The following is a 23533-nucleotide window of genomic DNA, read 5'->3' as shown; positions in this document are numbered from 1 at the left end:
ATAGATCGTTATGCGTACTCATTATTGTGGACAGCTCAACACCACTCACGTTGAGCAAGAAGTAACCCTGTGCGGCTGGGTAAATCGTCGTCGTGACCTAGGCGGCTTAATTTTTATCGATATGCGTGACCGCGAAGGTATTGTGCAGGTGTTTTTTGATCCTGATAGCAAGGCTGCATTTGAGAAAGCCTCTGAGTTACGTAATGAGTACTGCATCCAGATCGTTGGAACCGTACGAGCCCGTCCTGAAAGCCAAATAAACAAAGATATGGCGACGGGTGGCGTAGAAATCTTGGCTCACACGCTGAATATCATTAACCGTTCAGAACCACTGCCGTTGGATTCTAATCAAACCAATACTGAAGAACAGCGCCTGAAATATCGCTATCTCGACCTGCGTCGTCCAGAGATGGCCGATCGCCTGAAAACCCGTGCGCGTATTACCGCATTTGTTCGCCGCTACATGGACGGCAACGGTTTTCTGGATATTGAAACCCCAATGCTGACTAAAGCAACGCCGGAAGGTGCGCGTGACTATCTGGTACCAAGCCGGGTACATAAAGGTAAGTTCTATGCGTTGCCTCAATCACCTCAGCTGTTTAAACAACTGTTGATGATGTCCGGTTTTGACCGCTACTATCAAATCGTGAAGTGTTTCCGCGACGAGGATTTACGTGCGGATCGTCAGCCAGAATTCACCCAAATCGACGTAGAAACCTCATTTATGAGCGCAGAGCAGGTTCGGGCCATTATGGAAAAAATGGTGTGTGAACTGTGGGCAGAAGTAAAAGGCGTCGATTTAGGCCAGTTCCCTAGCATGACCTTTGCGGAAGCGATGCGTCGTTACGGTTCAGATAAACCAGATTTACGTAACCCAATGGAACTGGTCGACGTTGCAGATTTGCTGAAAGACGTCGATTTCAAAGTTTTCTCTGGTCCGGCAAACGATCCTAAAGGTCGTGTCGCTGCGCTGTGTGTACCGGGTGGTGCACAACTGACGCGTAAACAAATTGATGACTACACTCAGTTTGTTTCTATTTATGGTGCCAAAGGTCTGGCTTGGATGAAGGTCAACGATCGCAATGGCGGAATGGATGGCGTTCAGAGTCCGATAGCTAAATTCCTCACCGCAGAAATTATCGAAGCGATGCTGGATCGTACTCAGGCGAAAGATGGCGATATACTGTTATTTGGCGCTGACAGCTTTAAAGTGGCGACCGACGCCATGGGCGCGCTGCGACTGAAAATGGGTCGTGACCTGAAGATCACTAACGAGAATAGTTGGGCTCCGCTGTGGGTTATCGACTTCCCGATGTTTGAAGATGACGGTGAAGGTGGCTTAACGGCTATGCACCATCCGTTCACGTCACCGAAAGAGATGACGCCAGAGCAGTTGGTTGCCAATCCGGAATCAGCCATTGCGAATGCTTATGATATGGTACTGAATGGCTACGAAGTGGGTGGCGGTTCGGTGCGTATTTTCAGTAGTCAAATGCAACAATCTGTATTTGGTATTCTGGGAATTAATGAACAGGAACAGCGTGAAAAATTCGGTTTCTTACTGGATGCGCTAAAATATGGTACACCACCGCATGCAGGGATCGCATTTGGTTTGGACCGTTTAGTCATGTTGCTAACCGGTACCGAAAATATTCGTGACGTTATTGCCTTCCCGAAAACGACAGCAGCATCCTGTCTGATGACTGAAGCGCCAAGCTATGCTAATCCGGCGTCGCTGAAAGAGTTATCTATTAGCGTAGTGACTGAGAAGTCAGATAAGTAATATGAAGCAGTTTAAGCGCCCGGAATCTGTGCTGGTTGTGATTTACAGCCGAGATAGCGGCCGGGTGCTTATGTTACAACGTAACGATGATCCTGATTTTTGGCAATCGGTTACCGGTAGTCTGGAAGCAGGAGAGTCTACGCAACAAACGGCACTGCGCGAAGTCAAGGAAGAGGTTGGTATTGATATTCAGGCAGAACAACTGATTCTGCAAGACTGTCAGCGTAGCGTTGAATTTGAAATTTTCACACACTTTCGCCACCGTTATGCGCCGGGTATTACGCATAATCTGGAGCATTGGTTTTGTCTGGCATTACCCGCAGAGCGTGAGATTGCATTGTCTGAGCACCATGCTTATCAATGGCTGGATAAAATGCAAGCGGCTCAACTGACAAAATCGTGGAGCAACCGGCAGGCGATTGAAGAATTTATTATTTCTCATTAAGCCTTAATCGGCTTTCGACTGGAGATTTTTTATGGCAGGTCATAGTAAATGGGCCAATACCAAGCATCGTAAAGCGGCACAAGATGCAAAACGCGGTAAAATTTTCACAAAAATCATTCGTGAACTGGTAACAGCTGCCAAGTTAGGCGGTGGTGATCCAGGATCGAATCCGCGTTTACGTGCTGCTATCGATAAAGCGTTATCAAACAACATGACGCGGGATACCTTAAACCGTGCCATAGCCCGCGGAGTGGGTGGTGATGACGATAATGATATGGAAACCATCATTTATGAAGGTTACGGCCCTGGCGGCACAGCGGTTATGGTTGAGTGTTTGAGTGATAACCGTAACCGTACCGTATCTGAGGTTCGCCACGCGTTTACTAAAACCGGCGGTAATTTAGGTACTGATGGCTCTGTTTCTTATCTATTTACCAAGAAAGGCGTTATCTCCTACGCGGAAGGTACCGATGAAGATGCGGTAATGGATGCGGCGTTAGACGCTGGAGCAGACGACGTTGTCACTTATGATGACGGCGCTATCGATGTTTTCACCACACCGGAAAGTTTTGGTGATGTGAAAGATGCGCTGGATGCTGCGGGTTTGGTTGCTATCGCGGCAGAAGTTTCCCTGATTCCATCAACCAAAGCAGATCTGGATGCCGAAACTGCACCAAAACTGCTGCGTCTGATTGATATGCTGGAAGACTCCGACGACGTTCAAGAGGTTTATCACAATGGTGAAATCTCTGATGAGGTTGCGGCAACCCTTTAATGGCCATTATTCTTGGCATTGACCCCGGCTCGCGAATTACTGGTTACGGTGTAATTCGTCAGCAGGGGCGCAAGTTAGAGTATCTCGGCAGCGGTTGCATTCGCACCGCTGTTGACGATCTTCCTACCCGTCTTAAGCTGGTTTATGCTGGCGTCAGTGAAATCATCACCCAGTTCCAGCCAGACTTTTTCGCTATCGAACAAGTGTTTATGGCTCGCAATGCGGACTCGGCATTAAAGCTGGGGCAAGCGCGCGGCGCTGCCATTGTTGCGGCAGTCAACGTGGATTTACCGGTATTTGAATACGCAGCCCGTCAGGTTAAACAAACGGTGGTAGGGCACGGTGCAGCAGAAAAATCACAGGTACAGCACATGGTAAGAACATTGCTTAAACTGGCTGCGAACCCACAGGCCGATGCCGCCGATGCGCTAGCAATTGCCATTACCCACTGTCACTTAAGCCAAAATACCATCCGTATGGGTAACGCCAGATTAACGCTGGCTCGCGGTCGGGTTGGGGAATGACTGGGTGAAACGCTGAAGTTAAGCGATGCGGCGATCAAATAAATAAAACAAAAGCTGGATATTTATCCAGCTTTTGTTTGTAATACGTGTATAAATAGAGACGTTGAGCGGCAGGACACTTAAGATGAACGTTTATCTTTAGTTTCTGCCCTGTGTAAGCCATAAGGAGCCTGAGTCGTGATTGGTCGTTTACGTGGAGTTATTCTGGAGAAACAGCCCCCTGAAGTTCTACTTGAGGTGAATGGTGTAGGTTATGAAGTATTTATGCCAATGAGCTGTTTTTATGAATTACCCGATCGGGGTCAGGAAGCGATTATCTTCACTCATTTTGTGGTGCGTGAAGATGCTCAATTACTGTATGGTTTTAACGATAAGCAGGAACGGGCGCTGTTTCGCGAGTTAATTAAAGTGAATGGTGTCGGGCCAAAACTGGCATTAGCTATTCTCTCTGGCATGTCAGCGCAGCAGTTTGTTCATGCGGTTGAGCAGGAACAAATTAGTATATTGATTAAACTGCCGGGCGTAGGTAAGAAAACCGCAGAACGTCTGGTGGTAGAAATGAAAGATCGCTTCAAAGGATTAAATGGCGATCTGTTTAATAACAATAACGATTTGCCTCCGCTCAGTCCGTCGAAAAGCGCGGATAACGATGCAGAGTCGGAAGCGGTATCCGCACTGGTTTCTCTGGGGTACAAACCGCAGGAAGCCAGCAGGCTGGTCAGCAAAGTGGTAAGGCCAGGTGCTGATAGCGAGACTCTGATCCGTGAAGCATTACGTTCTGCACTGTAAGTAGAAAGAGAAAAAGCATGATTGAAGCCGATCGTTTGATTTCACCCGTAGCGCAGTTTGCAGAAGAAGACCCTATCGACCGTGCGATGCGCCCCAAACTGCTGAATGAGTATGTGGGGCAACCCCATGTCCGTGAGCAGATGGAGATCTTCATTCAAGCGGCAAGATTGCGTGGTGATGCCCTAGACCATCTGCTGATTTTTGGCCCTCCCGGACTAGGGAAGACCACATTAGCTAATATTGTTGCCAATGAGATGGGGGTAAACCTGAGAACCACTTCAGGGCCCGTTTTGGAAAAAGCAGGGGATCTGGCGGCGATGTTAACCAATCTTGAACCTCATGATGTGCTGTTCATTGATGAGATCCACCGGCTTTCGCCGGTAGTGGAAGAGATCTTATACCCTGCGATGGAAGACTATCAGCTAGATATCATGATTGGTGAAGGCCCGGCCGCGCGTTCTATCAAAATTGATTTACCGCCATTTACTCTGGTAGGAGCCACCACGCGAGCCGGTTCATTAACTTCGCCATTACGCGATCGCTTTGGTATTGTGCAGCGTTTGGAGTTTTATCAGGTCGCCGATCTGGAATCGATCGTTTCACGTAGTGCTAAGTGTATGGATCTCAACCTGTCACCGGAAGGCGCCAATCAGATAGCCCGTCGAGCACGTGGAACACCACGTATCGCTAACCGACTGCTGCGCCGGGTGCGTGATTTTGCTGAGGTTAGGGCTAATGGCTCGGTTGATGGTGACGTGGCAATGCGCGCTTTGGATATGCTGGATGTCGATGCTGAAGGTTTCGATTTTATGGACCGCAAACTACTGCTGGCCATTATCGATAAGTTTCTGGGTGGCCCGGTAGGGCTAGATAACTTGGCGGCAGCAATTGGTGAAGAACGAGAAACCATTGAAGACGTTATCGAACCCTATCTGATTCAGCAGGGTTTTATTCAGCGCACCCCAAGAGGGCGGATGGCAACTCAACATGCTTATCAGCATTTTGGCATTACCAGAGACGATGAACGGCGTTAATTTAGCGGTCATTAAAAATAAAAAAACCGGAGAAAACATAGCTCCGGTTTTTATTGCGTCAGGTTTGTTATCAATAATTATTGATACAGGCTCAGGTTTTCTTTTGCGTAAGCTTCGAAATCGGTGCAGCCGCCAATGTGAACCTGATCGATAAAAATTTGAGGCACGGTTTCTACTGGTTTACCGACTGTTTTTTCCAAGTCAGCTTTAGTAATACCTTCCGCGTGAATATCAACATAGTTATAGCTGAAATCGTCACGTTCCTGACTTAATTTTTCTGCTAATTCTTTAGCACGAACACAATAAGGACATCCAGGACGTCCAAAAATCACAACAAACATGAATACTCCTTGAAATTATTAGATATGTTCGGTTTTCGCCGTTAGCCAATATGATAAAATCAGCCGCTACTATGCCCGTCATAGGCAGTAAAAAAAAGCAGGAATTACCTGTCAGTTTGATAAATCTTATCTATCTGACACTAACTGCATCAATTTATAAAGAAAAATTTGTGTAAAAAAACATATTGTAGCCAATCAATGGGGGATCACCTTCTGACAAAGGTGTTGCTTATGTTACGATCTCCCCTGTTTTAAGCCTATTCTAGGCTATGTCAACAGAATATCAGGATTTTTTATGACGCCGACTATCGATCTTATCTGTTCTCACCGTTCGATCCGCGCTTTTACGCCTCAGCCGATAACCGATGAACAACGCCAAGCAATCATTCGGGCAGCGCAATCAACATCGAGCTCCAGCTTTTTGCAATGCAGTTCGATTATTCGGGTGACCGAGCGAGATTTACGTTTGGCATTGGTTGAATATAGTGGTGGTCAGAAGCATGTAGCTCAGGCAGCCGAGTTTTGGGTGTTTTGTGCTGACTATCATCGTAATCAGGAAATCTGTCCTGAAGCCGATCTGGGCTATGCCGAGCAATTACTGTTGGGGGCGGTAGATACCGCTATGATGGCGCAAAATGCCCTAACGGCAGCAGAATCATTAGGGTTGGGCGGGGTATTTATCGGCGGTTTAAGGAATAATATCGCAGCAGTGACCGAGTTACTGCAATTGCCAAAACAGGTATTGCCGCTATTTGGTTTATGTTTGGGTTATCCTGATCAACAGCCTGAACAGAAACCGCGTTTACCTGCGGAGATTGTGGTGCATGAGAATAGCTACCAGCCGTTAAATCGGGCGTTACTGGCGCAGTATGACGCCCATATTGTGGCTTATTACGAGGCCCGCTCAGAAAATAAAAAGCATGTGAGCTGGAGTGAACAAATCGCTGCGACGGTTGGTAAAGAGCGTCGTCCATTTATTCTCGACTATTTACATAAGCAGGGATGGGTAACTCGCTGAGTTACCGAAATTGGTTATTGGATGGTTGGTATTGAAAGCCAGCATCCGATAACTTTTTTATTAGTGCCTCCTGATCAATATCATAGCTACGGGTCAGGTCGTTGAGAGATTCATATTCATCTCTTAGTTTCATATTAATGATGCTAAATAACAGGTGAGGATCCATAGCTAAAAAATTTTGACGTTGCATATTTTTTCCGGCGATAGCGTAAAAATTGATAATAACTTACCTCATTAGGTCATAAATAGGGTAATATTCGTGCGTTATTGCACTTTCTTTTTGATTTACTGAGGACATACCATAATGGATAAGCTGATCGTCCCTGATCTGGCCCTAATGCGTAGTTGGCTTGAACAGTTGGGCATCGCCTTTTTCGAATGTGATTCTTGTCAGGCGTTACATTTACCGTACCTGCAAAGCGTGGATGGTATTTTTGATGCTAAAGTCGATCTGCTCGAAAATGTGATTTTGTTCTCTGCCGTAGCGGAAATTCGTCCTGTGGCACTGATCCCTCTGGTTGCGGATCTCAGTCAGATTAACTCCTCGTCATTAACCACTAAAGTATTTGTTGATGTTCAGGATGACAATTTACCTAAGCTGGTTATTTGTCAGTCGTTGAGTGCCGCCGCAGGTATTACGTTAGAACAGTTTCACTTGTTGCTTCAGGAAGCAGAAGAGCAAACTACTCAGATCATTATGGAAGCCAGAGCAAACGAGCTACTGACGGCCAGTGATAACGAGCGTGAAACAGAAGAAGATATTCAGGTGCTTCGCTCAATTACCCATACTATCCATTAATTTTTTCTATCTCTGCTTAATCCAGTGGTTCCGGAGTCTGTTCTGATGCAATGCCAACTTCACGTCGCAGGGCTTTGCTATTCATGCCAATGGATAGATAAACCCTATTCACAGCAACTGAAAGAGAAGCAGCAAGCGTTAGTAACACTACTGGAAACGGTGCCTGTTGAGCATATCGGTATACCCGTTTCTGGTGCTGAGGCAGGATGTCGGAATAAAGCCAAAATGGTTGTGAGTGGCAGCGTTGAGCGCCCGGTGCTGGGGCTACCTGTTAAACAGGGCGAAGCTGTCGATTTGTGTGGCTGTCCGCTTTATCCTGAATCTATGCGTGATGCTTTTCCGCATCTCAAACAGTTTATCGCCCGAGCTGGATTAACGCCCTATAACGTGGAGCGTAAGCGGGGAGAACTGAAATTTATTCTGCTTACTGAAAGCCGTCTGAATGGCGGTTTGATGCTGCGCTTTGTTTTGCGTTCAGAAACTAAACTTCAACAGTTACGTCAGGCTTTGCCTTGGTTGCAGGCTCAATTACCTCAATTACAGGTGATATCGGTAAATATTCAGCCGGTTCATATGGCGGTGCTGGAAGGTGAACAGGAAGTGATTCTCACCCAGCAGGATGTGTTAGAAGAGCAGCTCAACCATATTCCACTGTATATTCGACCGCGCAGTTTCTTTCAGACCAACCCTGAAGTAGCAGCAAAACTCTATGCCACGGCAACAGAATGGGTCTCAATCCTGAATATTCATAGCATGTGGGATCTGTTTTGCGGTGTAGGGGGCTTCGGTCTTCATTGTGCCGCCAACGCTAAAATTAAACTGACCGGCATTGAGATCAGTGCTGAAGCCATTGAGTGTGCTAAACGCTCGGCCGCCGCCATTGGGTTAAGTGATATTGAGTTTGATTCGTTGGATTCGACTCAGTTTGCTCGTAGCAAACACCAGCAAAATATTCCGGACTTGGTACTGGTGAATCCACCGCGTCGTGGAATTGGTGAAGAACTGTGTGAATATCTGAACCAAATGTCACCAGACTGGATCCTTTACTCCAGTTGCAATGCACAAACTATGGCAAAGGACATACAGCAGCTTACCGGCTATGGGATAGTAAAAGTTCAGCTGTTTGATATGTTTCCCCATACCGCTCATTATGAAGTTCTGACTTTGCTACAACGTATCGAGGTCAGATAATTTCTTAACGCTTATTCTCTTTATAGGGAATACCTTCCAGCTCCAACAACGCTTTTTTTACGTGTAAACCACCAGAGTATCCGGTTAGCGAATTATTTTTTCCCATTACTCGATGACAGGGAAGAATAATGGCAATAGGATTAGCGCCCACAGCACCACCTACGGCCTGTGCACCTTTCGGTTTATTGATCGCGGCGGCAATATCACCATAGCTAACGACTTTTGCGTAATCGATGGATTTTAGCTGATGCCAGACGCTTTTTTGAAACTCAGAGCCTTCCGGCTGACAAGGGATTGCGTTGAAATCGACTTTCTTACCGGCAAAATAATCGGAGAGGGTTTCAACGACTTGACTGATAATAGGATGATGGGCGTTTTCAACCCATGTATTTTCTGGTCTGCGGCTCTCCACCTCATTGGGTAACCAAAGCTGACGCAGAGCAATATCGTCCGCCACGATGCGCAATTGGCCAACAGGGGAGAGATAGAGCAGATGATACATAGCAGGTTAACCTTTAGCCGGAAACGAGAGAAAAGGCATATTAACACTGCGGAACTAAAAGTAAAAATGGCCTCATAAAGAGGCCATTTCCACCGATAAAATAATTAATTACTGTGGAAACCATTTATGACTGATTTGCTGATAGGTACCGTCTTTCTTTATCGCGTCTAGCGCCGTGTTGATTTTATTCATGAGTTCAGCGTTGTCCTGCTGCACAGCAATACCTAAACCAGCACCAAAGTAGGCAGGATCGGTAATGTGCTCCCCCAGAGTGACGAGTTCAGGGCTGGTTTTCAACCATTCATTCACTGCGGCAGTATCGCCAAATACCGCATCCAGACGACCATTCTTCAGGTCGATAACTGCGGTCTGGTAGCTGTCATAAGGAACGGTTTTAATTTCAGGATGCTTTTCATTCATGTACTTTTGGTGGGTGGAACCATTCTCCATACCCACTTTTTTACCTTTCATTTGATCAACTGAGGTAAGGGTACCTTTACGCACAATGAGAACCGCAGAGTTAGCATAGTAAGGTTGGCTGAACAGAACCTGCTTACTACGTTCAGCCGTGATATCCATACCGGAAATTATCGCATCATAACGACGAAATTTCAGGGCAGGGATCAGGCTATCAAATGCGTGATTAGAATATGTACACTCTGTTTTCATCTCTTTGCACAGCGCTTTAGCCAGATCGAGATCAAAGCCTGTGATAGTGTTGTCTTTATCCATAAATTCAAACGGAGGGTAAGTTGCAGATGAGGCAAAACGAATGGGACCCGCAGCCTGTGCAGCTAATGAGGCACAGGCTAATAATAGAATGGCTACAACTTTCTTCATGGTACAGACTCCGATAGTAAAAAATGGTGATGACTTTTTATTCGCACAAAATGAATATATATTCAATTGATGTGAATAGGCAAGCAAAAAATGATAATAGTATTTCTTGTGATTTTAATATGCGGATTAACCATCATTTTATTGATGAAGTGATAATACATAATCCTATTGCTCATTTTGAGATAGTGATAATTGTAAAGTATTTTCATTTAACGAGACTAATATGACTAAAAATATCCTACGTAAAAACATGCTGGCAGTGGCGGCTTTTGTACCTTTTATTACTTTTTCTGCACCTCTGCTGGCGGTTACAACAAGCGAGACTTTGACAATTCAGCATAATCTGGCCGATTTGGAAAAAAGTACCGGCGGACGATTGGGCGTAGTATTGATTAACACCGCAGATAATTCACGCATTGCTTATCGCGGTGATGAGCGTTTTCCGATGTGTAGTACCAGCAAGATGATGGTAGTTTCAGGTGTGTTAAAGCAGAGCGAAGTACAGAAAGATCTTTTGAACAAACAGGTAGATATTCGAGAATCGGATTTGGTTAACTATAATCCGATTACTGAAAAGCGGTTGAATACAAAAATGAGTTTAGCGGAGCTAAGCGCTGCGACATTGCAATACAGTGATAATGCGGCAATGAACAAGCTGATAGCGCAATTAGGTGGAACGAAAAAAGCTACCGCCTTTGCACGTTCTATCGGTGATACAGCGTTTCGTCTGGATCGTACTGAGCCAACGCTAAATACCGCGATTCCCGGTGATAAACGCGACACCACAACACCATTAGCGATGGCTGCCAGTCTGCAAAAATTGACGCTGGGCGATGCGCTTGCTGCACCGCAGCGTGCTCAACTGGTGGAGTGGTTAAAAGGGAATACTACTGGAGCCGCCAGTATTCGTGCTGGTCTGCCTGCTGAATGGGTCGTCGGTGATAAAACGGGTAGCGGTTCCTATGGCACAACTAACGATATAGCGGTTATTTGGCCAAAGGATAAAGCACCATTAATTCTGGTCACTTACTTTACCCAGAATGACAAAGAGGCAGAATCCCGTAGAGAAGTTTTGGCATCGGCAGCCAAAATCGTTACACAGGGCCTCTGATTTTTTATCCTGTCAGACATAACAATTCCGGCGGTATAGGCCGGGATTGTTATCACATCAAGTACTTGCGGAGTTATCTTGCTACAGAGCCCCACAGGTCGTATTCGTCCGCATTCTCAATGGTGACCTGAACAATGTCACCCACTTTAACCTGATGCTCTTCATTCAGATAAACCACGCCGTCAATTTCTGGGGCGTCAGCCATACTTCGGCCAATAGCGCCTTCTTCATCAATTTCATCAATAATCACCGGTAGCGTCAGGCCAATTTTGTCCTGTAATCGTTGAGTGGAAATTTGTTGTTGAAGCTGCATAAAACGGTGGAAGCGCTCTTCTTTTATCTCTTCCTGCACCTGATCCGCAAGTTCATTAGCGGCAGCGCCTTCAACCGGACTGTATTTAAAGCAGCCTACGCGATCCAGCTTCGCTTCACGCAGGAAGTCCAGCAGCATAACGAAGTCTTCTTCGGTTTCACCAGGGAAGCCGACAATAAAGGTAGAGCGCAATGTCAACTGTGGACAGACTTCTCTCCAGCGCTTAACGCGTTCCAGTGTGCGTTCTACTGAACCCGGACGCTTCATCGCTTTCAGAATTTTTGGGCTGGCATGCTGTAGAGGAATATCCAGATAAGGAAGAATTTTGCCGGCGGCCATCAGTGGAATCACATCGTCTACGTGTGGATAAGGGTAAACATAATGTAAGCGCACCCAGATCCCCATAGAAGAGAGTTGTTCACACAGGCTAACCATGTCGGTTTTAACCGGCTGACCATTCCAGAAACCGGTACGGTGCTTTATATCTACGCCATAAGCTGAAGTGTCTTGCGAAATAACCAGCAGTTCTTTTACCCCAGCATCCACCAAACGTTTTGCTTCATCCAGCACCGAGCCAATAGGGCGGCTCTCGAGATCCCCACGCATAGAAGGAATAATGCAGAAGGTACAGCGATGATTACAGCCTTCGGATATCTTCAGATAAGCATAATGCTTAGGTGTTAGCTTAACCCCCTGAGCAGGAACCAGACTGGTAAATGGATTGTATTCTGGCTTCGGCGCATAGGTATGAACATGGGCTAATACCTGTTCATAGCTGTGAGGGCCGGTGATTTCTAGCACTTTAGGATGAACTTCACGGATCTGATCTTCCTTCGCGCCCAAACAGCCCGTCACGATAACCTTACCGTTTTCGGTTAATGCTTCCCCAATAGCTTCCAGAGATTCCTGTACGGCACCTTCAATAAAGCCGCAGGTATTAACGATAACCAGATCGGCTCCTTCATAACTTGGCACAACCTGATAACCTTCGGTTCGCAACTCAGTAAGAATGCGTTCTGAATCAACCAGATTTTTAGGGCAGCCTAAAGAAATAAATCCGACTGTTGGAGCATGGGGCGTTGTAGTTTGGGACATTATGCAAAACTCATTGATTTAGTGATTCAGCGACAGGCCGATTTATCGACATTTACTGCTGTTAGAGACTGGGACAGAATTCTACCGATGTCAGAGCCAAAATTATATAGCCAACTACGGTGATTTGCCGGCAGGCAGATAGCAGCAGTGTAGAGCATTAGGCTGATAAAAACAGCAAATTTGAGTTTCAAAATACATCAAAGTGAAAGAAAAGTGATAAGGTTTGGTAAGGTGGCCCGTTTAGGCTATGGCGTGATGTGGTGATCGGGTAATCAGTAGTAAAACGTGTTCTACCTACAAAGCCCCGTTTCTGATAAACCATCGCGATAAAAAAAGCAGCCTTTTGGCTGCCTTTTCACGTTATATTCGCTATAAATTATTCAACGATTGAGCCGTCAGGCCGTTTTAGATCTTTACGGTCGCGCCAGCTGGTAATAACCGACGGTAATACAGCTTGAATGGCAATCAGAACAAACCAGATAACCCAGCCTAATATTTTCATCATCGTATAAAAAGAGAAACCGGACGCGTCAAATCCATCAACGGGTTTAATCGAGATGATATTTTTGAACAAGTGAACCATATTGAAGCGCCAGCCGTAGTGAACTACGCGAGTGATTTGATTCGCATCATTAGCAGATTGAGCCTGAGCCTGAATATCAGCGCTGTTGAATTTGAAATACCACGGGAAGTTCCATCCGGTATCTTCATTACGATAAACCATAATATTTTTGTTTTTGTCGATGGTATAGATGTAATACACATCGCGAGTTGGGCCATCCGCCGGGTTTTCCGCAGAAATTGGACCATCGTTATCCACGCGTTTAACTTCAGAGCCGGTGATTTTGACAATATCCGTTGAAGGCAGATAGAAGCTGCAAAGAAGAGCGGTACCGATAGCAAAACAGATCAGATAACCGATAAATATTTTTTTGATTAATGACATAAAAATCACGCTTCCCTATGAGTTTGGGGTAATGCACTTCCTACATTGTATGCCATTGTGTAATGACATGCATGAACAAATCGTGAGAGTGACTGAATTACAGGCAATAAAAAACCCGATAAGTATGAAACGTAAAAACGACTTATCGGGTCAACCTCAATGAGGGAGTTCTAAAGTAAAGCAGTGGCATTATTTAAGACGTGAATAGGTCAAAATAGTTCATCACCTAAGGGAGAAATATTTCATTTTTTTACTATTTATTGTAATCATATGATTTATATTAAATTAATCTACGGTAAACTTGGCCAAATGATAATGATCAATGAACCCGCCAGAGTCAGTAAAACGTTGGCAATAGCATAGGTACCGGCATAACCCAACGCAGGAATATTACTACGGGAAGTATCGCTGATAATTTCCATTGCTGGCGCACAGGTTCTGGCACCCATAATGGCACCAAACAGTAGGGCACGGTTCATTCGTAAAACATAGGCGCCAAACAGGTAGCAAATGACTACAGGAACCAAGCTAACCAGTAGACCTGCAATCAATATTTGCCCGCCAACCAGCCCCAGATTATTACCAATACCGCTACCGGCACTCAACCCTACACCTGCCATAAATACCATCAACCCAAACTCTTTTACCATGTTGAGAGCACCTTGAGGAATGTAACCAAAGGTGGGGTGATTGGCCCGCATGAATCCCAGCATAATTCCTGAGAACAGCAGACCCGCAGCGTTACCAATACCGAATGAAAAGTTACTGAACTGGAAGGTAATCTGGCCAATCATCAGGCCAAGAATAAAGAAAGCACAGAAGGCCAGCAAATCGGTAACTTGGCTATGAATAGAGATAAAACCAATGCGTTCCGCTACGCTCTTAACCCGGTGAGCATCGCCGCTGATTTGCAAAACATCACCCGCATTCAGCACGATATTGTCATCAATAGGCATCTCAATCTGACTGCGGATAACCCGGTTAAGGAAGCAACCATGGTCAGTCAGGTGAATCTGGCTTAGGCGTTTACCCACCGCATTATTGTTTTTTACTACAATCTCTTCGGTGACGATGCGCATATCTAGTAAGTCGCGCTCAAACACCTCTTTGCCGTTACGGAAGCTAGGATCTAATCGAGCGTGTGCATCAGGATAGCCTACCAATGAAATCTCATCATTTATCTGTAAAATCGCATCGCCGTCTGGTGACGCGATAATGCCGTTACGGCGAATTTTTTCGATATAGCAGCCCGTTTGGCGATAGATACCCAACTCGCGCAGGTTTTTACCCGCCGACCAAGCGACCAGCTCCGGACCCACTCGATAGGCGCGAATGACCGGCAGATAAACTTTGCGCTGGCTATCATGATCCAGACCTCGCTCTCTGGCAATTTGCTGGGCACAGGTGGATAAATCCTGTCGCTGTAGTTTTGGCATATAGCGAGCAGCAAAGATTAAACTGACCAAACCAATCAGATAAGTCAGGGCATAGCCCAGACTAAGGTGATCTTGAGCGGTAGCTAATAAGGTTGAATCAGACGTGGTATGACGTAGCGTGTCACCAGCCCCTACCAGCACTGGCGTTGAAGTCATCGAACCTGCGAGCATTCCGGCAGTGAGGCCAATATCCCATTTGAGGATTTTACCTAACCCTAGCGCTATGCACATCGCACTACCAACCAGAATCAGAGCCAGCAAAAAATAGTTTTTTCCATCACGGAAGAAGATGGCAAAGAAGTTTGGACCGGCTTCAACACCCACACAGAAGATGAACAGCATAAAGCCCAAGCTCAAGGCTTCCGTGTTAATCGTAAAATGTTGGTAGCCTAATAATAAGGAGATAACCAATACGCCAATCGAGCTGCCCAGTTGAACTGAACCCAGTCGAATTTTCCCTAAACACAAGCCTAATGCTAATACGACAAACAGTAAAAGAATGTAGTTACTGTTTAGCAGGCTGATAATATCTATATTCACAGTGTTAACTTTACGTCATTTGCAATGGATGAATAGTGGATTCATCTTTATAACCCACATAAAAAAGAGTCTTGCACTGACAAAAAAACTGTCATCTGCAAGACCTTTATATTTCTGACGGGCCATTTTAAAGCTTATTACCGTATCATTCATACTAAAAAATACGGCGTTACCTCACGAGAATAATAAATTTATATTCTCGTTATTTCTCATTAGATTAATCAGATTGTCTTTTCATTAGGCTAACGATGAATAGACAGCAGGAGCAAAGCACGACAGAAGGGCCGGCTGGCGTATCGTGGAACGCGGAAAGTGTCAAACCACCGGTAACGGCAATAATTCCAATAATAATCGCAAAACCAGCCATTTGCTCTGGAGTTCGCGAGAATCTGCGCGCCGTGGCAGCAGGAATAATCAATAATGAGGTGATGATCAGCGCACCAACAAATTTCATTGCCAGACCAATGGTTAATGCAGTGACCAGCATCAGCACTAACCGAACTCTTTCAGGATTTATCCCATCAACCTGTGCCAGATCGGGATTAATGGTGACCGATAATAATGAACGCCATTGCCACCATAAAATCGCCAGAACGACAGTCACACCCGCACCAATCATCCATAGGTCATTAATCGTGACAGAGAGTAGGTCGCCAAACAGATAGGCCATCAGGTCAACGCGTACGTTGGACATTAAACTGATCGTGACCAAACCTAAAGAGAGGGCACTATGGGCTAAAATACCTAATAGCGTATCCACAGCAAACTGAGGGCGACGCTCCAGCCATACCAAACCAACTGCCAGCAACAGGGTGATGGCAATCACCGCGTAAAAAGGATTAATGTTGAGTAACAGGCCAAAAGTCACCCCTAATAGAGAAGAGTGCGCCAGAGTATCGCCGAAATAGGACATTCTGCGCCAAACGACAAAGGAGCCTAAAGGACCTGCGGCCAGAGCCAGCAATACGCCCGCCATCCAGCCAGGAAATAAGAGTTCTATCATGCTTTATGACTGCCTGAAGTTTTAAGAACAATACGACCCTGTAGGTCATGCTGATGATTGTGTCTATGATGATAAATCGCTAACTGGCGGGCACCGCGATGGCCAAACATCGCGATAAACTCTGGATGTTCTGACACCGTTTCCGGTGCGCCAGAACAACAAATATGCTGATTAAGACACAGGACTTCATCCGTTTTTGCCATCACCAAATGCAGGTCGTGAGAAACCATTAATACGGCACAGTTCAGCTCGGTGCGTAGCTTCTCGATTAAATCATACAGTGCCAGTTGTCCATTAACGTCAACACCTTGGGTCGGTTCGTCCAGTACCAGCAATTGAGGGCTATTTAACAAAGCTCTGGCCAGTAAAACACGTTGGGTTTCCCCACCAGATAGCTTCTGCATTGGCATTTTTACCAAGTGTTTGGCCTGAACGCGGCTGAGGGCTGGCAGGATATCCTCTTTTTTAACACCCGGACGCAGGCGCATAAAACGCTCAACGGTTAATGGCAAGGTCGGGTCAAGATGTAATTTCTGTGGCACATACCCAATACGTAAATCTTTGGGGCAGCTAATTTTCCCCGACGCGGGAGATACCAGCCCCAACACCACGCGAACCAGCGTTGATTTACCGGCACCATTTGGGCCGAGTAGGGTAAGAATCTGTCCTTCATTCAGGGACAGAGAGACATCGGAAAGAACTTTCCGGTTACCGAAAACAACAGAAATATGTTCTAACTTAAGCAAATTGGACATGTTTCATTTTTCTTGCAGAATTCAAGATGTGTTATATTATAACATATCAAAGGCAATTACTATTCAAATGAGATTAGAACAAATGCAGAAAACAGCAAATACAAAATGGTTTAACCGCATGATTTTGGCTGGAACATTATTAACAGCAGGTATGGCTATTAACGCGTCAGCCGCCGTTTTAACCTCAACTAAACCGCTGGGATTCATTGCGTCAGCTATTACCGAAGGGGTCATTCCGGTAGAAGTACTGCTTCCAGATGGCGCATCGCCGCATGATTATGCGCTTCGTCCATCAGATGTCCAGAAAATACGCTCAGCGGATCTGGTGGTATGGATAGGGCCGGATATGGAAGCGTTTCTGACTAAACCATTGCAACAGGTAGATGAAAAGAAACAAATTCCATTAGCCAGTTTGGACTCAGTAAAACCATTATTGATTAAAGGCAGTGACGACGACGGTCATGATGAAGCCAATAAGGGTCAACATACTGATAATAAAAATAATCATGATGAGCATGAACATCATCATGGTGACTACAATATGCACATTTGGATGTCCCCGGAGATAGCAAAACAGTCCGCAATTGCAATTCATCATAAATTATTGGAACTAATGCCCCAAAATAAGGACAAACTAGATGCTAATCTTAGTCAGTTCGAGAAACAACTAGAGCTGACAAAAGAAAATATTGCTAATATAATGCAGCCGCTGCGCGGCAAAGGATATTTTGTTTTCCATGACGCTTATAATTATTTTGAGAAAACATTTGGTTTAACCCAATTAGGGCATTTCACAATAAACCCAGAAATCCAGCCCGGAGCGCAGCGTCTACACCAGATACGAACACAGTTGGTTGAGCATAAAGCGGTATGCGTTTTTGCTGAGCCACAATTCCAGCCAGCCGTCATAAACGCTGTCGCCCAAGGGACGAATGTCCGCATCGGAACACTGGATCCGTTAGGCAGCAAAGTAACGTTAGGTAAAGATAGCTACATACAGTTTTTGACTCAGCTATCCCAACAGTTTACGAGCTGTCTGGAGTAACAGAACGAGGAATTCGAGTAGTGCTCCAAGTAGTTAGAACCATTGCGTTGTTTTATAACAATTTACCCCGGCCTCATAAGTTTACCTTTGGGGCGCTTTTATTGCTCACATGGAGCATGTTGGTTTGGCAGGCGGCAGTATATAAACCGATAACGGAATCGCCGCTTCCTTTACCCACCATACCCACAACGACTGCAACCGACAGTAGCACTTCAACGGATGTTGATGATACTGAACCGATGGATCAGCCAACACCTGATGATGAAATTCCTAAGGATGAATTGGATGATACAACCGGTGATGCGTCGACACCGAATGAATATGTTGTTTCTAACGGTGATACTCTTGGCAGCATTCTGACTCAGTTTGGTATGGATGCTTCTGATATCTATTTACTGGCCGATAAGAATAGTGCATTAGCTAACCTGAAGATTGGACAACAATTGAGCTGGGTGCTGGATGATGACGATGTCCTTCAATCATTGACTTGGGTGGTTTCTCGTCGTGAAACTCGTGTTTATGAACGCGCAGAGAATGGCTTTAAAGAGACGATCAACACCTTAAAAGGTGAGTGGAAGAACTCCATCGTGACGGGCAAAATGGATGGAAGCTTCTTGGTCAGCGCCAGAGCCGCAGGTTTAACTAACTCAGAAATTCGGGCAGTCACTAAAGCGCTTCAATGGCAGTTGGATTTACGTAAATTGCGTAATGGCGATCGTTTTTCAGTGTTACTTTCCAGAGAAGTGCTGGATGGTAAGAATGAACAAAGCCAGCTGATTGGCGTAAGAATGCAGAGCTCCGGTAAAGATTATTACGCTATTCGTTCCGGTGATGGTAAATTCTACGATCGTGAAGGTTCTGGTTTAGCAAAAGGTTTCATGCGTTATCCAACGCCGAAACAATATAAAGTGACATCACCGTTTAATCCACGTCGCTTACACCCGATTACGGGGCGTGTAGCACCGCATAAAGGGGTCGATTTCTCCATGCCGATTGGTTCTCCTGTTTTGGCGGTTGGAGATGGTGAAGTGGTCGTTGCTAAATTCAGCGGTGCGGCAGGTAACTATGTAGCGATTCGTCATGGACGCCAGTACAGCACTCGCTATATGCATTTGAATAAGATTTTGGTGAGGCCGGGACAAAAAGTTAAACGAGGCGATCGCATCGCATTATCCGGCAATACAGGCCGTTCCACCGGGCCTCACCTGCATTATGAACTGTGGGTTAACGAGCTGGCTGTGAACCCATTAACCGCGACGCTTCCACGTTCCGACTCTTTGATTGGTCAAGATCGAGCGGAATACCTTGCCCAGGTTAAAGAAGTAGTTCCACAACTTCATCTCTGAGAATAAAATGAAACGCAGCCGATAATTTGGCCGCGTTTCATTCTTTAGCACTGTTTAATTTTTTATATTCATCTGATGAGCAGACTATTATCAACCAGAAGGGTTGCTCATCTATCTAATGAGTTTTGGCATGCAAAAACAACAGCGTTCAAATATTGAGTTTATCCCTTTATTTAAAAAGTCCTTTTTTCTGCCTAAATATTGGGGAGTCTGGCTGGGGGTTGGCGTCATGCTCTTATTGGCCTATGTGCCAGTAAAAATAAGGAATCCGATGTTAGCTTGGCTAGCTAATTTTGCCGGGCGATTTGTTGGTAGTGCCAGACGACGTGCTCGCATCAATCTATATTATTGTTTTCCTGAGTTAAGTGAACAACAGCGTGAAATAATTATTGAACAGATGTTTGTGACAGCCGTACATTCCACCATGCTGATGGTAGAACAGAGCGTACGCAGCCCTGAATATCTGATGAAGCGGGTACGCTGGCATGGTGATGAACAGTTAGATGCTATTCGTGCTTCCGGACGTAATGTGATCTTTATGGTACCGCACGGTTGGAGCGTGGATATTCCGGCTATGATGATGGCTGCACGTGGTCAGCCGATGGCCGCCATGTTTCATAACCAGAAAAATGAGCTGGTCGACTGGATGTGGAATACCGTACGTCGCCGTTTTGGGGGGCGTATGCATGCCCGTCAAGATGGTATTAAACCGTTTATTAGTTCAGTACGTCAGGGCTACTGGGGATATTATCTGCCGGATCAGGACCACGGTGCAGAACACAGCGAGTTTGTTGATTTTTTTGCTACTTATAAGGCCACGTTGCCTGCTGTGGGGCGGTTAATGAAAGTATGCCATGCGGCGATTGTGCCGCTATTCCCCGTTTACCGTTCTGACGAGGGAATTCTGGATATCTATATTAATCCCGAAATGAGCGATATCGCTGACGCCGATCAACATACCATCGCCCGCAGAATGAATGAAGAAGTTGAGAAATTGGTTCGCCCCAATCCTGAACAGTATGTTTGGGTGCTTAAGTTTCTGAAAACCAGAAAAGAAGGGGATACTGAACCTTATAAACGCCAAGACCTGTGGCCTAAAGATAAATAGTCTCTACTTTTCATTAATAGAAAGCAAAAGGGCCCATTTGGGCCCTTTTGCATATCAGTACTCAATCACTCAATCCGCAGAATACGACAGGTATTGGTACTGCCAACTAATGCCATCACGTCGCCTTGAGTAATGATAACCAAATCGCCGGACATCAAAAAGCCGCGATCGCGCAACTGATTAGTGGCGGCCATTGCGGCTGCCAGACCATCGCAGTCACCGGTAAACATGACTGGCGTCACGCCACGGTAAAGGGCGCACAGATTTAACGTTTGCTCATGACGAGACATAGCGAAAATTGGCAAACCGGAACTGATCCGAGACATCATCAATGCGGTACGACCTGACTCGGTCATGGCGATGATCGCGCTAATTCCTTTCAGATGGTTAGCCGCGTACATAGTAGACATGGCAATGGTGTCTTCAATGTTATCAAACTCAACGTCCAGACGATGCTTGGAGACGTTCAGACGGGGCATTTTTTCTGCGCCAACGCAAACGCGAGCCATTGCAGCGACGGTTTCGGCAGGATACTGACCGGCAGCCGTTTCAGCAGAAAGCATCACGGCATCGGTACCATCCAACACAGCATTGGCGACATCCATCACTTCAGCACGGGTTGGCATCGGATTGGTAATCATGGATTCCATCATTTGGGTCGCGGTGATGACCGTGCGGTTTAGCTGACGAGCACGTAAAATCAGCTTTTTCTGCACAGCTACCAGTTCGGGATCGCCAATTTCTACGCCTAAATCGCCACGGGCCACCATGATAGAGTCAGATGCCAGAATGATATCGTCGATAGCTGCATCGGTAGCAACTGCCTCTGCACGTTCAACTTTAGCGACAATTTTAGCGTTACAGCCAGCATCACGCGCTAGGCGGCGTGCATAGTTCAAGTCTTCACCGGTGCGAGGGAAAGAGACGGCCAGATAGTCCACGTTGATTTTCGCTGCGGTGATGATGTCTGCTTTATCTTTCTCGGTTAACGCATCGGCAGAAAGACCGCCACCCAGTTTATTAATTCCTTTATTGTTTGATAGTGGACCACCAACGGTCACTTCGGTAAACACTTTCATTCCCTGAACTTCGAGAACTTTCAGCTGTACGCGACCATCATCCAGTAACAGAATATCGCCAGGGACGACATCCTCAGGTAAGCCTTTATAGTCGATACCGACTTTTTCTTTATCACCATCACCAACGGAAAGGTTGGCGTCTAGCAGGAATTTATCGCCAATATTAAGGAATACTTTGCCTTCTTTAAAGGTAGATACACGGATTTTAGGCCCCTGCAAATCACCTAAAATGGCGACATGTTTACCTAATTTTGCTGAGATTTCTCTGACTTTGTTAGCGCGGAGTTGGTGATCTTCGGGGGTTCCGTGGGAGAAATTTAAACGGACTACATTGGCACCTGCGGCAATGATTTTTTCTAAATTATTGTCACGGTCAGTTGCAGGGCCTAACGTGGTAACAATTTTGGTTCTTCTAAGTCTTCTGGACATGTATCACTCCATTCAACATGATAAGTTTTGACCTGATTTTATGTGGGGTTTTATACCACTATATAGCTAGCTTCTCAAATAAGCGCTGTCAGGTTTCATATCACAGCGCGCTAATCTCTTGCTTAATATCAAATTATCAGATTTTGTGAACTAGCAATTCCTTCACCGGAATGAGAACTGGGATAAAATAAAGATTAAAGACCTCTATCAAAGCGTGATTCTTTCAGGGCATCTTTCACGCGTTTCAGATTATCTCTGGCAAGGCTGCTGCGTAGGGTAAATCCTGTTGCCAGCACATCAATAATGGTTAATTGGGCAAGACGGGAAACCATTGGCATATAGATATCGGTATCTTCAGGAACATCCAGTAAAATAGATAACGTGGCAGCATTTGCCAACGGCGTTCCCTGAGAGGTAATAGCAATAACAGTGGCACCATTTTGGCTAGCAATGTTGGCTAGTTCAACCAGACTTTTGGTTCTTCCGCTATGCGAAATTAACACCACAATATCACCCTGATTAGAATTCATACAGCTCATTCGTTGCATTACAAGGTCATCAAAATAGATCACTGGGACATTAAATCTGAAAAATTTATTCATGGCATCGTGCGCCACAACCGAGGAGGCACCATAGCCAAAAAATGATATTTTTTTCGCTTGAGTCAGTAAGTTAACTGCCCGATTAATGGCTATAATATCAAGACTGCTCTTGGTCATATTTAGGCTGGCAATGGCAGACTCAAAAATTTTATGGGTAAAGGCATCGGTAGTGTCGTTTTCATCGACATTGCGATTTACGTAAGGTGTCCCGTTAGCCAGACTTTGTGCCAGCGCCAGTTTAAAATCGGGGAAGCCTTTGGTATTTAATCGGCGGCAAAAACGGTTAACAGTTGGCTCGCTAACGTTAGCAATTTTAGCTAAGGTAGCAATGCTGGAGTGAATGGCTGTTTGTGGTGCAGCTAAAATGGCATCAGCAACTTTTTGCTCTGATTTGCTTAATGAATCTCGAAATTGGTGAATTCTTTCCAGCATATTTATATCCCGCTGCGTTTGCCTATTACATTCAAAGGAGAAATCAATCTCTGATCTGTGGAAATATACTACTTGATATCAGATCGTGCAGTAATAAAGCATCGTTTTGTAATTTTTTTTCAGAATATTTGACTCACATCTGATTTTGACACTCTAAAAGCACGGAAAGAGTAAAGGTATAGCTAAATATTTTTTATATTTAATGGGTTATACCTTATCTTCACAAGGGGTTACTACTGGGTTTTACTTTTT

24 protein-coding genes are annotated in these 23533 nt (G+C 45.4%); 13 read left to right on the top strand and 11 right to left on the bottom strand.

Annotated elements, in window-relative coordinates; translation table 11 throughout:
- The first annotated feature begins 10 nt into the window (after window positions 1-10).
- The 6 genes from aspS (at window position 11) to ruvB (ending at window position 5350) form a co-directional block, all read left to right on the top strand.
- Window positions 11-1783, top strand: a complete 1773-nt coding sequence (gene aspS / locus HYN51_RS08135) for an aspartate--tRNA ligase (protein ID WP_108899572.1) — start codon at window positions 11-13, stop codon at window positions 1781-1783.
- Between the two features lies 1 nt (window position 1784).
- Window positions 1785-2228, top strand: coding sequence for a dihydroneopterin triphosphate diphosphatase (nudB, locus tag HYN51_RS08130; RefSeq protein WP_108899571.1), 444 nt, complete (start codon window positions 1785-1787; stop codon window positions 2226-2228).
- Between the two features lie 31 nt (window positions 2229-2259).
- Complete coding sequence (locus HYN51_RS08125; protein ID WP_108899570.1) at window positions 2260-3003, top strand: YebC/PmpR family DNA-binding transcriptional regulator; 744 nt, start codon at window positions 2260-2262, stop codon at window positions 3001-3003.
- The gene (gene ruvC / locus HYN51_RS08120; protein WP_108899569.1) at window positions 3003-3527 is read left to right on the top strand and encodes a crossover junction endodeoxyribonuclease RuvC; all 525 of its coding nucleotides are present in this window, start codon (window positions 3003-3005) and stop codon (window positions 3525-3527) included. Before HYN51_RS08125 ends, ruvC begins: the two co-directional genes overlap by 1 nt.
- A 177-nt stretch (window positions 3528-3704) precedes the next feature.
- A complete protein-coding gene (ruvA, locus tag HYN51_RS08115; RefSeq protein ID WP_108899568.1) occupies window positions 3705-4316 on the top strand; it encodes a Holliday junction branch migration protein RuvA in 612 nt (203 codons plus the stop codon).
- Window positions 4317-4333: 17 nt separating this feature from the next.
- Window positions 4334-5350, top strand: a complete 1017-nt coding sequence (gene ruvB / locus HYN51_RS08110) for a Holliday junction branch migration DNA helicase RuvB (protein WP_108899567.1) — start codon at window positions 4334-4336, stop codon at window positions 5348-5350.
- A 77-nt stretch (window positions 5351-5427) separates the two neighbouring features.
- Here ruvB and HYN51_RS08105 read toward each other — a convergent pair whose 3' ends face one another.
- Window positions 5428-5691: a GrxA family glutaredoxin gene (locus HYN51_RS08105; RefSeq protein ID WP_108899566.1), complete on the bottom strand. Its 264-nt coding sequence runs from the start codon at window positions 5689-5691 to the stop codon at window positions 5428-5430.
- A gap of 295 nt (window positions 5692-5986) precedes the next feature.
- On the opposite strand from HYN51_RS08105, the gene nfsA reads away from it, so the two are divergent.
- Complete coding sequence (gene nfsA / locus HYN51_RS08100) at window positions 5987-6709, top strand: oxygen-insensitive NADPH nitroreductase (RefSeq protein WP_108899565.1); 723 nt, start codon at window positions 5987-5989, stop codon at window positions 6707-6709.
- Between the two features lies 1 nt (window position 6710).
- Here the strand turns inward: nfsA and HYN51_RS08095 are convergent, their stop codons facing one another.
- On the bottom strand, window positions 6711-6899 hold the full coding sequence (locus tag HYN51_RS08095; protein ID WP_108899564.1) for a DUF4250 domain-containing protein: 189 nt from the start codon (window positions 6897-6899) through the stop codon (window positions 6711-6713).
- A 114-nt stretch (window positions 6900-7013) separates the two neighbouring features.
- Here HYN51_RS08095 and HYN51_RS08090 point away from each other — a divergent pair, with 114 nt between their 5' ends.
- Both HYN51_RS08090 and rlmC read left to right on the top strand, forming a co-directional pair.
- Complete coding sequence (locus HYN51_RS08090) at window positions 7014-7508, top strand: YbjN domain-containing protein (RefSeq protein ID WP_108899563.1); 495 nt, start codon at window positions 7014-7016, stop codon at window positions 7506-7508.
- A gap of 45 nt (window positions 7509-7553) precedes the next feature.
- Window positions 7554-8699 carry a 23S rRNA (uracil(747)-C(5))-methyltransferase RlmC gene (rlmC, locus tag HYN51_RS08085; protein ID WP_108899562.1) on the top strand — a complete coding sequence of 382 codons (1146 nt, stop codon included), beginning with the start codon at window positions 7554-7556 and terminating at the stop codon, window positions 8697-8699.
- 4 nt (window positions 8700-8703) lie between these two features.
- Here the strand turns inward: rlmC and HYN51_RS08080 are convergent, their stop codons facing one another.
- Window positions 8704-9201, bottom strand: coding sequence for a methylated-DNA--[protein]-cysteine S-methyltransferase (locus HYN51_RS08080; RefSeq protein ID WP_108899561.1), 498 nt, complete (start codon window positions 9199-9201; stop codon window positions 8704-8706).
- A gap of 108 nt (window positions 9202-9309) precedes the next feature.
- Complete coding sequence (locus HYN51_RS08075; protein WP_108899560.1) at window positions 9310-10041, bottom strand: arginine ABC transporter substrate-binding protein; 732 nt, start codon at window positions 10039-10041, stop codon at window positions 9310-9312.
- Between the two features lie 223 nt (window positions 10042-10264).
- Between HYN51_RS08075 and bla the strand changes: the two genes are divergently transcribed.
- On the top strand, window positions 10265-11152 hold the full coding sequence (gene bla, locus HYN51_RS08070; RefSeq protein ID WP_108899559.1) for a class A beta-lactamase: 888 nt from the start codon (window positions 10265-10267) through the stop codon (window positions 11150-11152).
- Window positions 11153-11225: 73 nt separating this feature from the next.
- Here the strand turns inward: bla and rimO are convergent, their stop codons facing one another.
- The 5 genes from rimO to znuC all read right to left on the bottom strand — a co-directional run bounded on the left by rimO (window position 11226) and on the right by znuC (window position 17240).
- Complete coding sequence (gene rimO / locus HYN51_RS08065; RefSeq protein WP_108899558.1) at window positions 11226-12560, bottom strand: 30S ribosomal protein S12 methylthiotransferase RimO; 1335 nt, start codon at window positions 12558-12560, stop codon at window positions 11226-11228.
- 376 nt (window positions 12561-12936) lie between these two features.
- A complete protein-coding gene (locus tag HYN51_RS08060) occupies window positions 12937-13506 on the bottom strand; it encodes a DUF1523 family protein (protein WP_108899557.1) in 570 nt (189 codons plus the stop codon).
- 290 nt (window positions 13507-13796) lie between these two features.
- Entirely contained in the window at window positions 13797-15482 is a 1686-nt protein-coding gene (locus tag HYN51_RS08055; protein WP_108899556.1) for an aspartate:alanine antiporter, read from the bottom strand.
- Between the two features lie 217 nt (window positions 15483-15699).
- Window positions 15700-16485, bottom strand: a complete 786-nt coding sequence (znuB, locus tag HYN51_RS08050; protein WP_108899555.1) for a zinc ABC transporter permease subunit ZnuB — start codon at window positions 16483-16485, stop codon at window positions 15700-15702.
- Window positions 16482-17240 carry a zinc ABC transporter ATP-binding protein ZnuC gene (znuC, locus tag HYN51_RS08045; protein WP_108899554.1) on the bottom strand — a complete coding sequence of 253 codons (759 nt, stop codon included), beginning with the start codon at window positions 17238-17240 and terminating at the stop codon, window positions 16482-16484. The genes znuB and znuC overlap by 4 nt, the downstream gene beginning before the upstream one ends.
- 82 nt (window positions 17241-17322) lie before the next feature.
- Here znuC and znuA point away from each other — a divergent pair, with 82 nt between their 5' ends.
- From znuA to lpxM, 3 genes are all read left to right on the top strand, one after another.
- Entirely contained in the window at window positions 17323-18285 is a 963-nt protein-coding gene (gene znuA, locus HYN51_RS08040) for a zinc ABC transporter substrate-binding protein ZnuA (RefSeq protein WP_108901997.1), read from the top strand.
- A gap of 20 nt (window positions 18286-18305) precedes the next feature.
- Window positions 18306-19631, top strand: coding sequence for a murein DD-endopeptidase MepM (gene mepM, locus HYN51_RS08035; RefSeq protein WP_108899553.1), 1326 nt, complete (start codon window positions 18306-18308; stop codon window positions 19629-19631).
- 130 nt (window positions 19632-19761) lie between these two features.
- Entirely contained in the window at window positions 19762-20739 is a 978-nt protein-coding gene (lpxM, locus tag HYN51_RS08030; protein WP_108901996.1) for a lauroyl-Kdo(2)-lipid IV(A) myristoyltransferase, read from the top strand.
- Between the two features lie 65 nt (window positions 20740-20804).
- On the opposite strand, the gene pyk is transcribed toward lpxM, so the two are convergent.
- Together pyk and HYN51_RS08020 are read right to left on the bottom strand one after the other, a co-directional pair.
- Complete coding sequence (gene pyk, locus HYN51_RS08025) at window positions 20805-22247, bottom strand: pyruvate kinase (RefSeq protein ID WP_108899552.1); 1443 nt, start codon at window positions 22245-22247, stop codon at window positions 20805-20807.
- Between the two features lie 194 nt (window positions 22248-22441).
- The gene (locus HYN51_RS08020) at window positions 22442-23287 is read right to left on the bottom strand and encodes a MurR/RpiR family transcriptional regulator (RefSeq protein ID WP_192878477.1); all 846 of its coding nucleotides are present in this window, start codon (window positions 23285-23287) and stop codon (window positions 22442-22444) included.
- Window positions 23288-23533 lie beyond the last annotated feature (246 nt).

The sequence above is a fragment of the Limnobaculum parvum genome (assembly GCF_003096015.2).
Lineage (GTDB): Bacteria > Pseudomonadota > Gammaproteobacteria > Enterobacterales > Enterobacteriaceae > Limnobaculum > Limnobaculum parvum.
Note: the sequence above shows the minus strand (reverse complement) of the source record. Positions and strands in the feature narration are given on the sequence as shown.

What these genes read in the sequence shown, in the direction of transcription:
- aspS (WP_108899572.1), top strand. Translation starts at nt 11, where the DNA reads ATGCGTACTCATTATTGTGGACAGCTCAACACCACTCACGTTGAGCAA.
- nudB (WP_108899571.1), top strand. Translation starts at nt 1,785, where the DNA reads ATGAAGCAGTTTAAGCGCCCGGAATCTGTGCTGGTTGTGATTTACAGC.
- HYN51_RS08125 (WP_108899570.1), top strand. Translation starts at nt 2,260, where the DNA reads ATGGCAGGTCATAGTAAATGGGCCAATACCAAGCATCGTAAAGCGGCA.
- ruvC (WP_108899569.1), top strand. Translation starts at nt 3,003, where the DNA reads ATGGCCATTATTCTTGGCATTGACCCCGGCTCGCGAATTACTGGTTAC.
- ruvB (WP_108899567.1), top strand. Translation starts at nt 4,334, where the DNA reads ATGATTGAAGCCGATCGTTTGATTTCACCCGTAGCGCAGTTTGCAGAA.
- HYN51_RS08105 (WP_108899566.1), bottom strand. Translation starts at nt 5,691, where the DNA reads ATGTTTGTTGTGATTTTTGGACGTCCTGGATGTCCTTATTGTGTTCGT.
- nfsA (WP_108899565.1), top strand. Translation starts at nt 5,987, where the DNA reads ATGACGCCGACTATCGATCTTATCTGTTCTCACCGTTCGATCCGCGCT.
- HYN51_RS08095 (WP_108899564.1), bottom strand. Translation starts at nt 6,899, where the DNA reads ATGCAACGTCAAAATTTTTTAGCTATGGATCCTCACCTGTTATTTAGC.
- HYN51_RS08090 (WP_108899563.1), top strand. Translation starts at nt 7,014, where the DNA reads ATGGATAAGCTGATCGTCCCTGATCTGGCCCTAATGCGTAGTTGGCTT.
- rlmC (WP_108899562.1), top strand. Translation starts at nt 7,554, where the DNA reads ATGCAATGCCAACTTCACGTCGCAGGGCTTTGCTATTCATGCCAATGG.
- HYN51_RS08080 (WP_108899561.1), bottom strand. Translation starts at nt 9,201, where the DNA reads ATGTATCATCTGCTCTATCTCTCCCCTGTTGGCCAATTGCGCATCGTG.
- HYN51_RS08075 (WP_108899560.1), bottom strand. Translation starts at nt 10,041, where the DNA reads ATGAAGAAAGTTGTAGCCATTCTATTATTAGCCTGTGCCTCATTAGCT.
- bla (WP_108899559.1), top strand. Translation starts at nt 10,265, where the DNA reads ATGACTAAAAATATCCTACGTAAAAACATGCTGGCAGTGGCGGCTTTT.
- rimO (WP_108899558.1), bottom strand. Translation starts at nt 12,560, where the DNA reads ATGTCCCAAACTACAACGCCCCATGCTCCAACAGTCGGATTTATTTCT.
- HYN51_RS08060 (WP_108899557.1), bottom strand. Translation starts at nt 13,506, where the DNA reads ATGTCATTAATCAAAAAAATATTTATCGGTTATCTGATCTGTTTTGCT.
- znuB (WP_108899555.1), bottom strand. Translation starts at nt 16,485, where the DNA reads ATGATAGAACTCTTATTTCCTGGCTGGATGGCGGGCGTATTGCTGGCT.
- znuC (WP_108899554.1), bottom strand. Translation starts at nt 17,240, where the DNA reads ATGTCCAATTTGCTTAAGTTAGAACATATTTCTGTTGTTTTCGGTAAC.
- znuA (WP_108901997.1), top strand. Translation starts at nt 17,323, where the DNA reads ATGCAGAAAACAGCAAATACAAAATGGTTTAACCGCATGATTTTGGCT.
- lpxM (WP_108901996.1), top strand. Translation starts at nt 19,762, where the DNA reads ATGCAAAAACAACAGCGTTCAAATATTGAGTTTATCCCTTTATTTAAA.
- pyk (WP_108899552.1), bottom strand. Translation starts at nt 22,247, where the DNA reads ATGTCCAGAAGACTTAGAAGAACCAAAATTGTTACCACGTTAGGCCCT.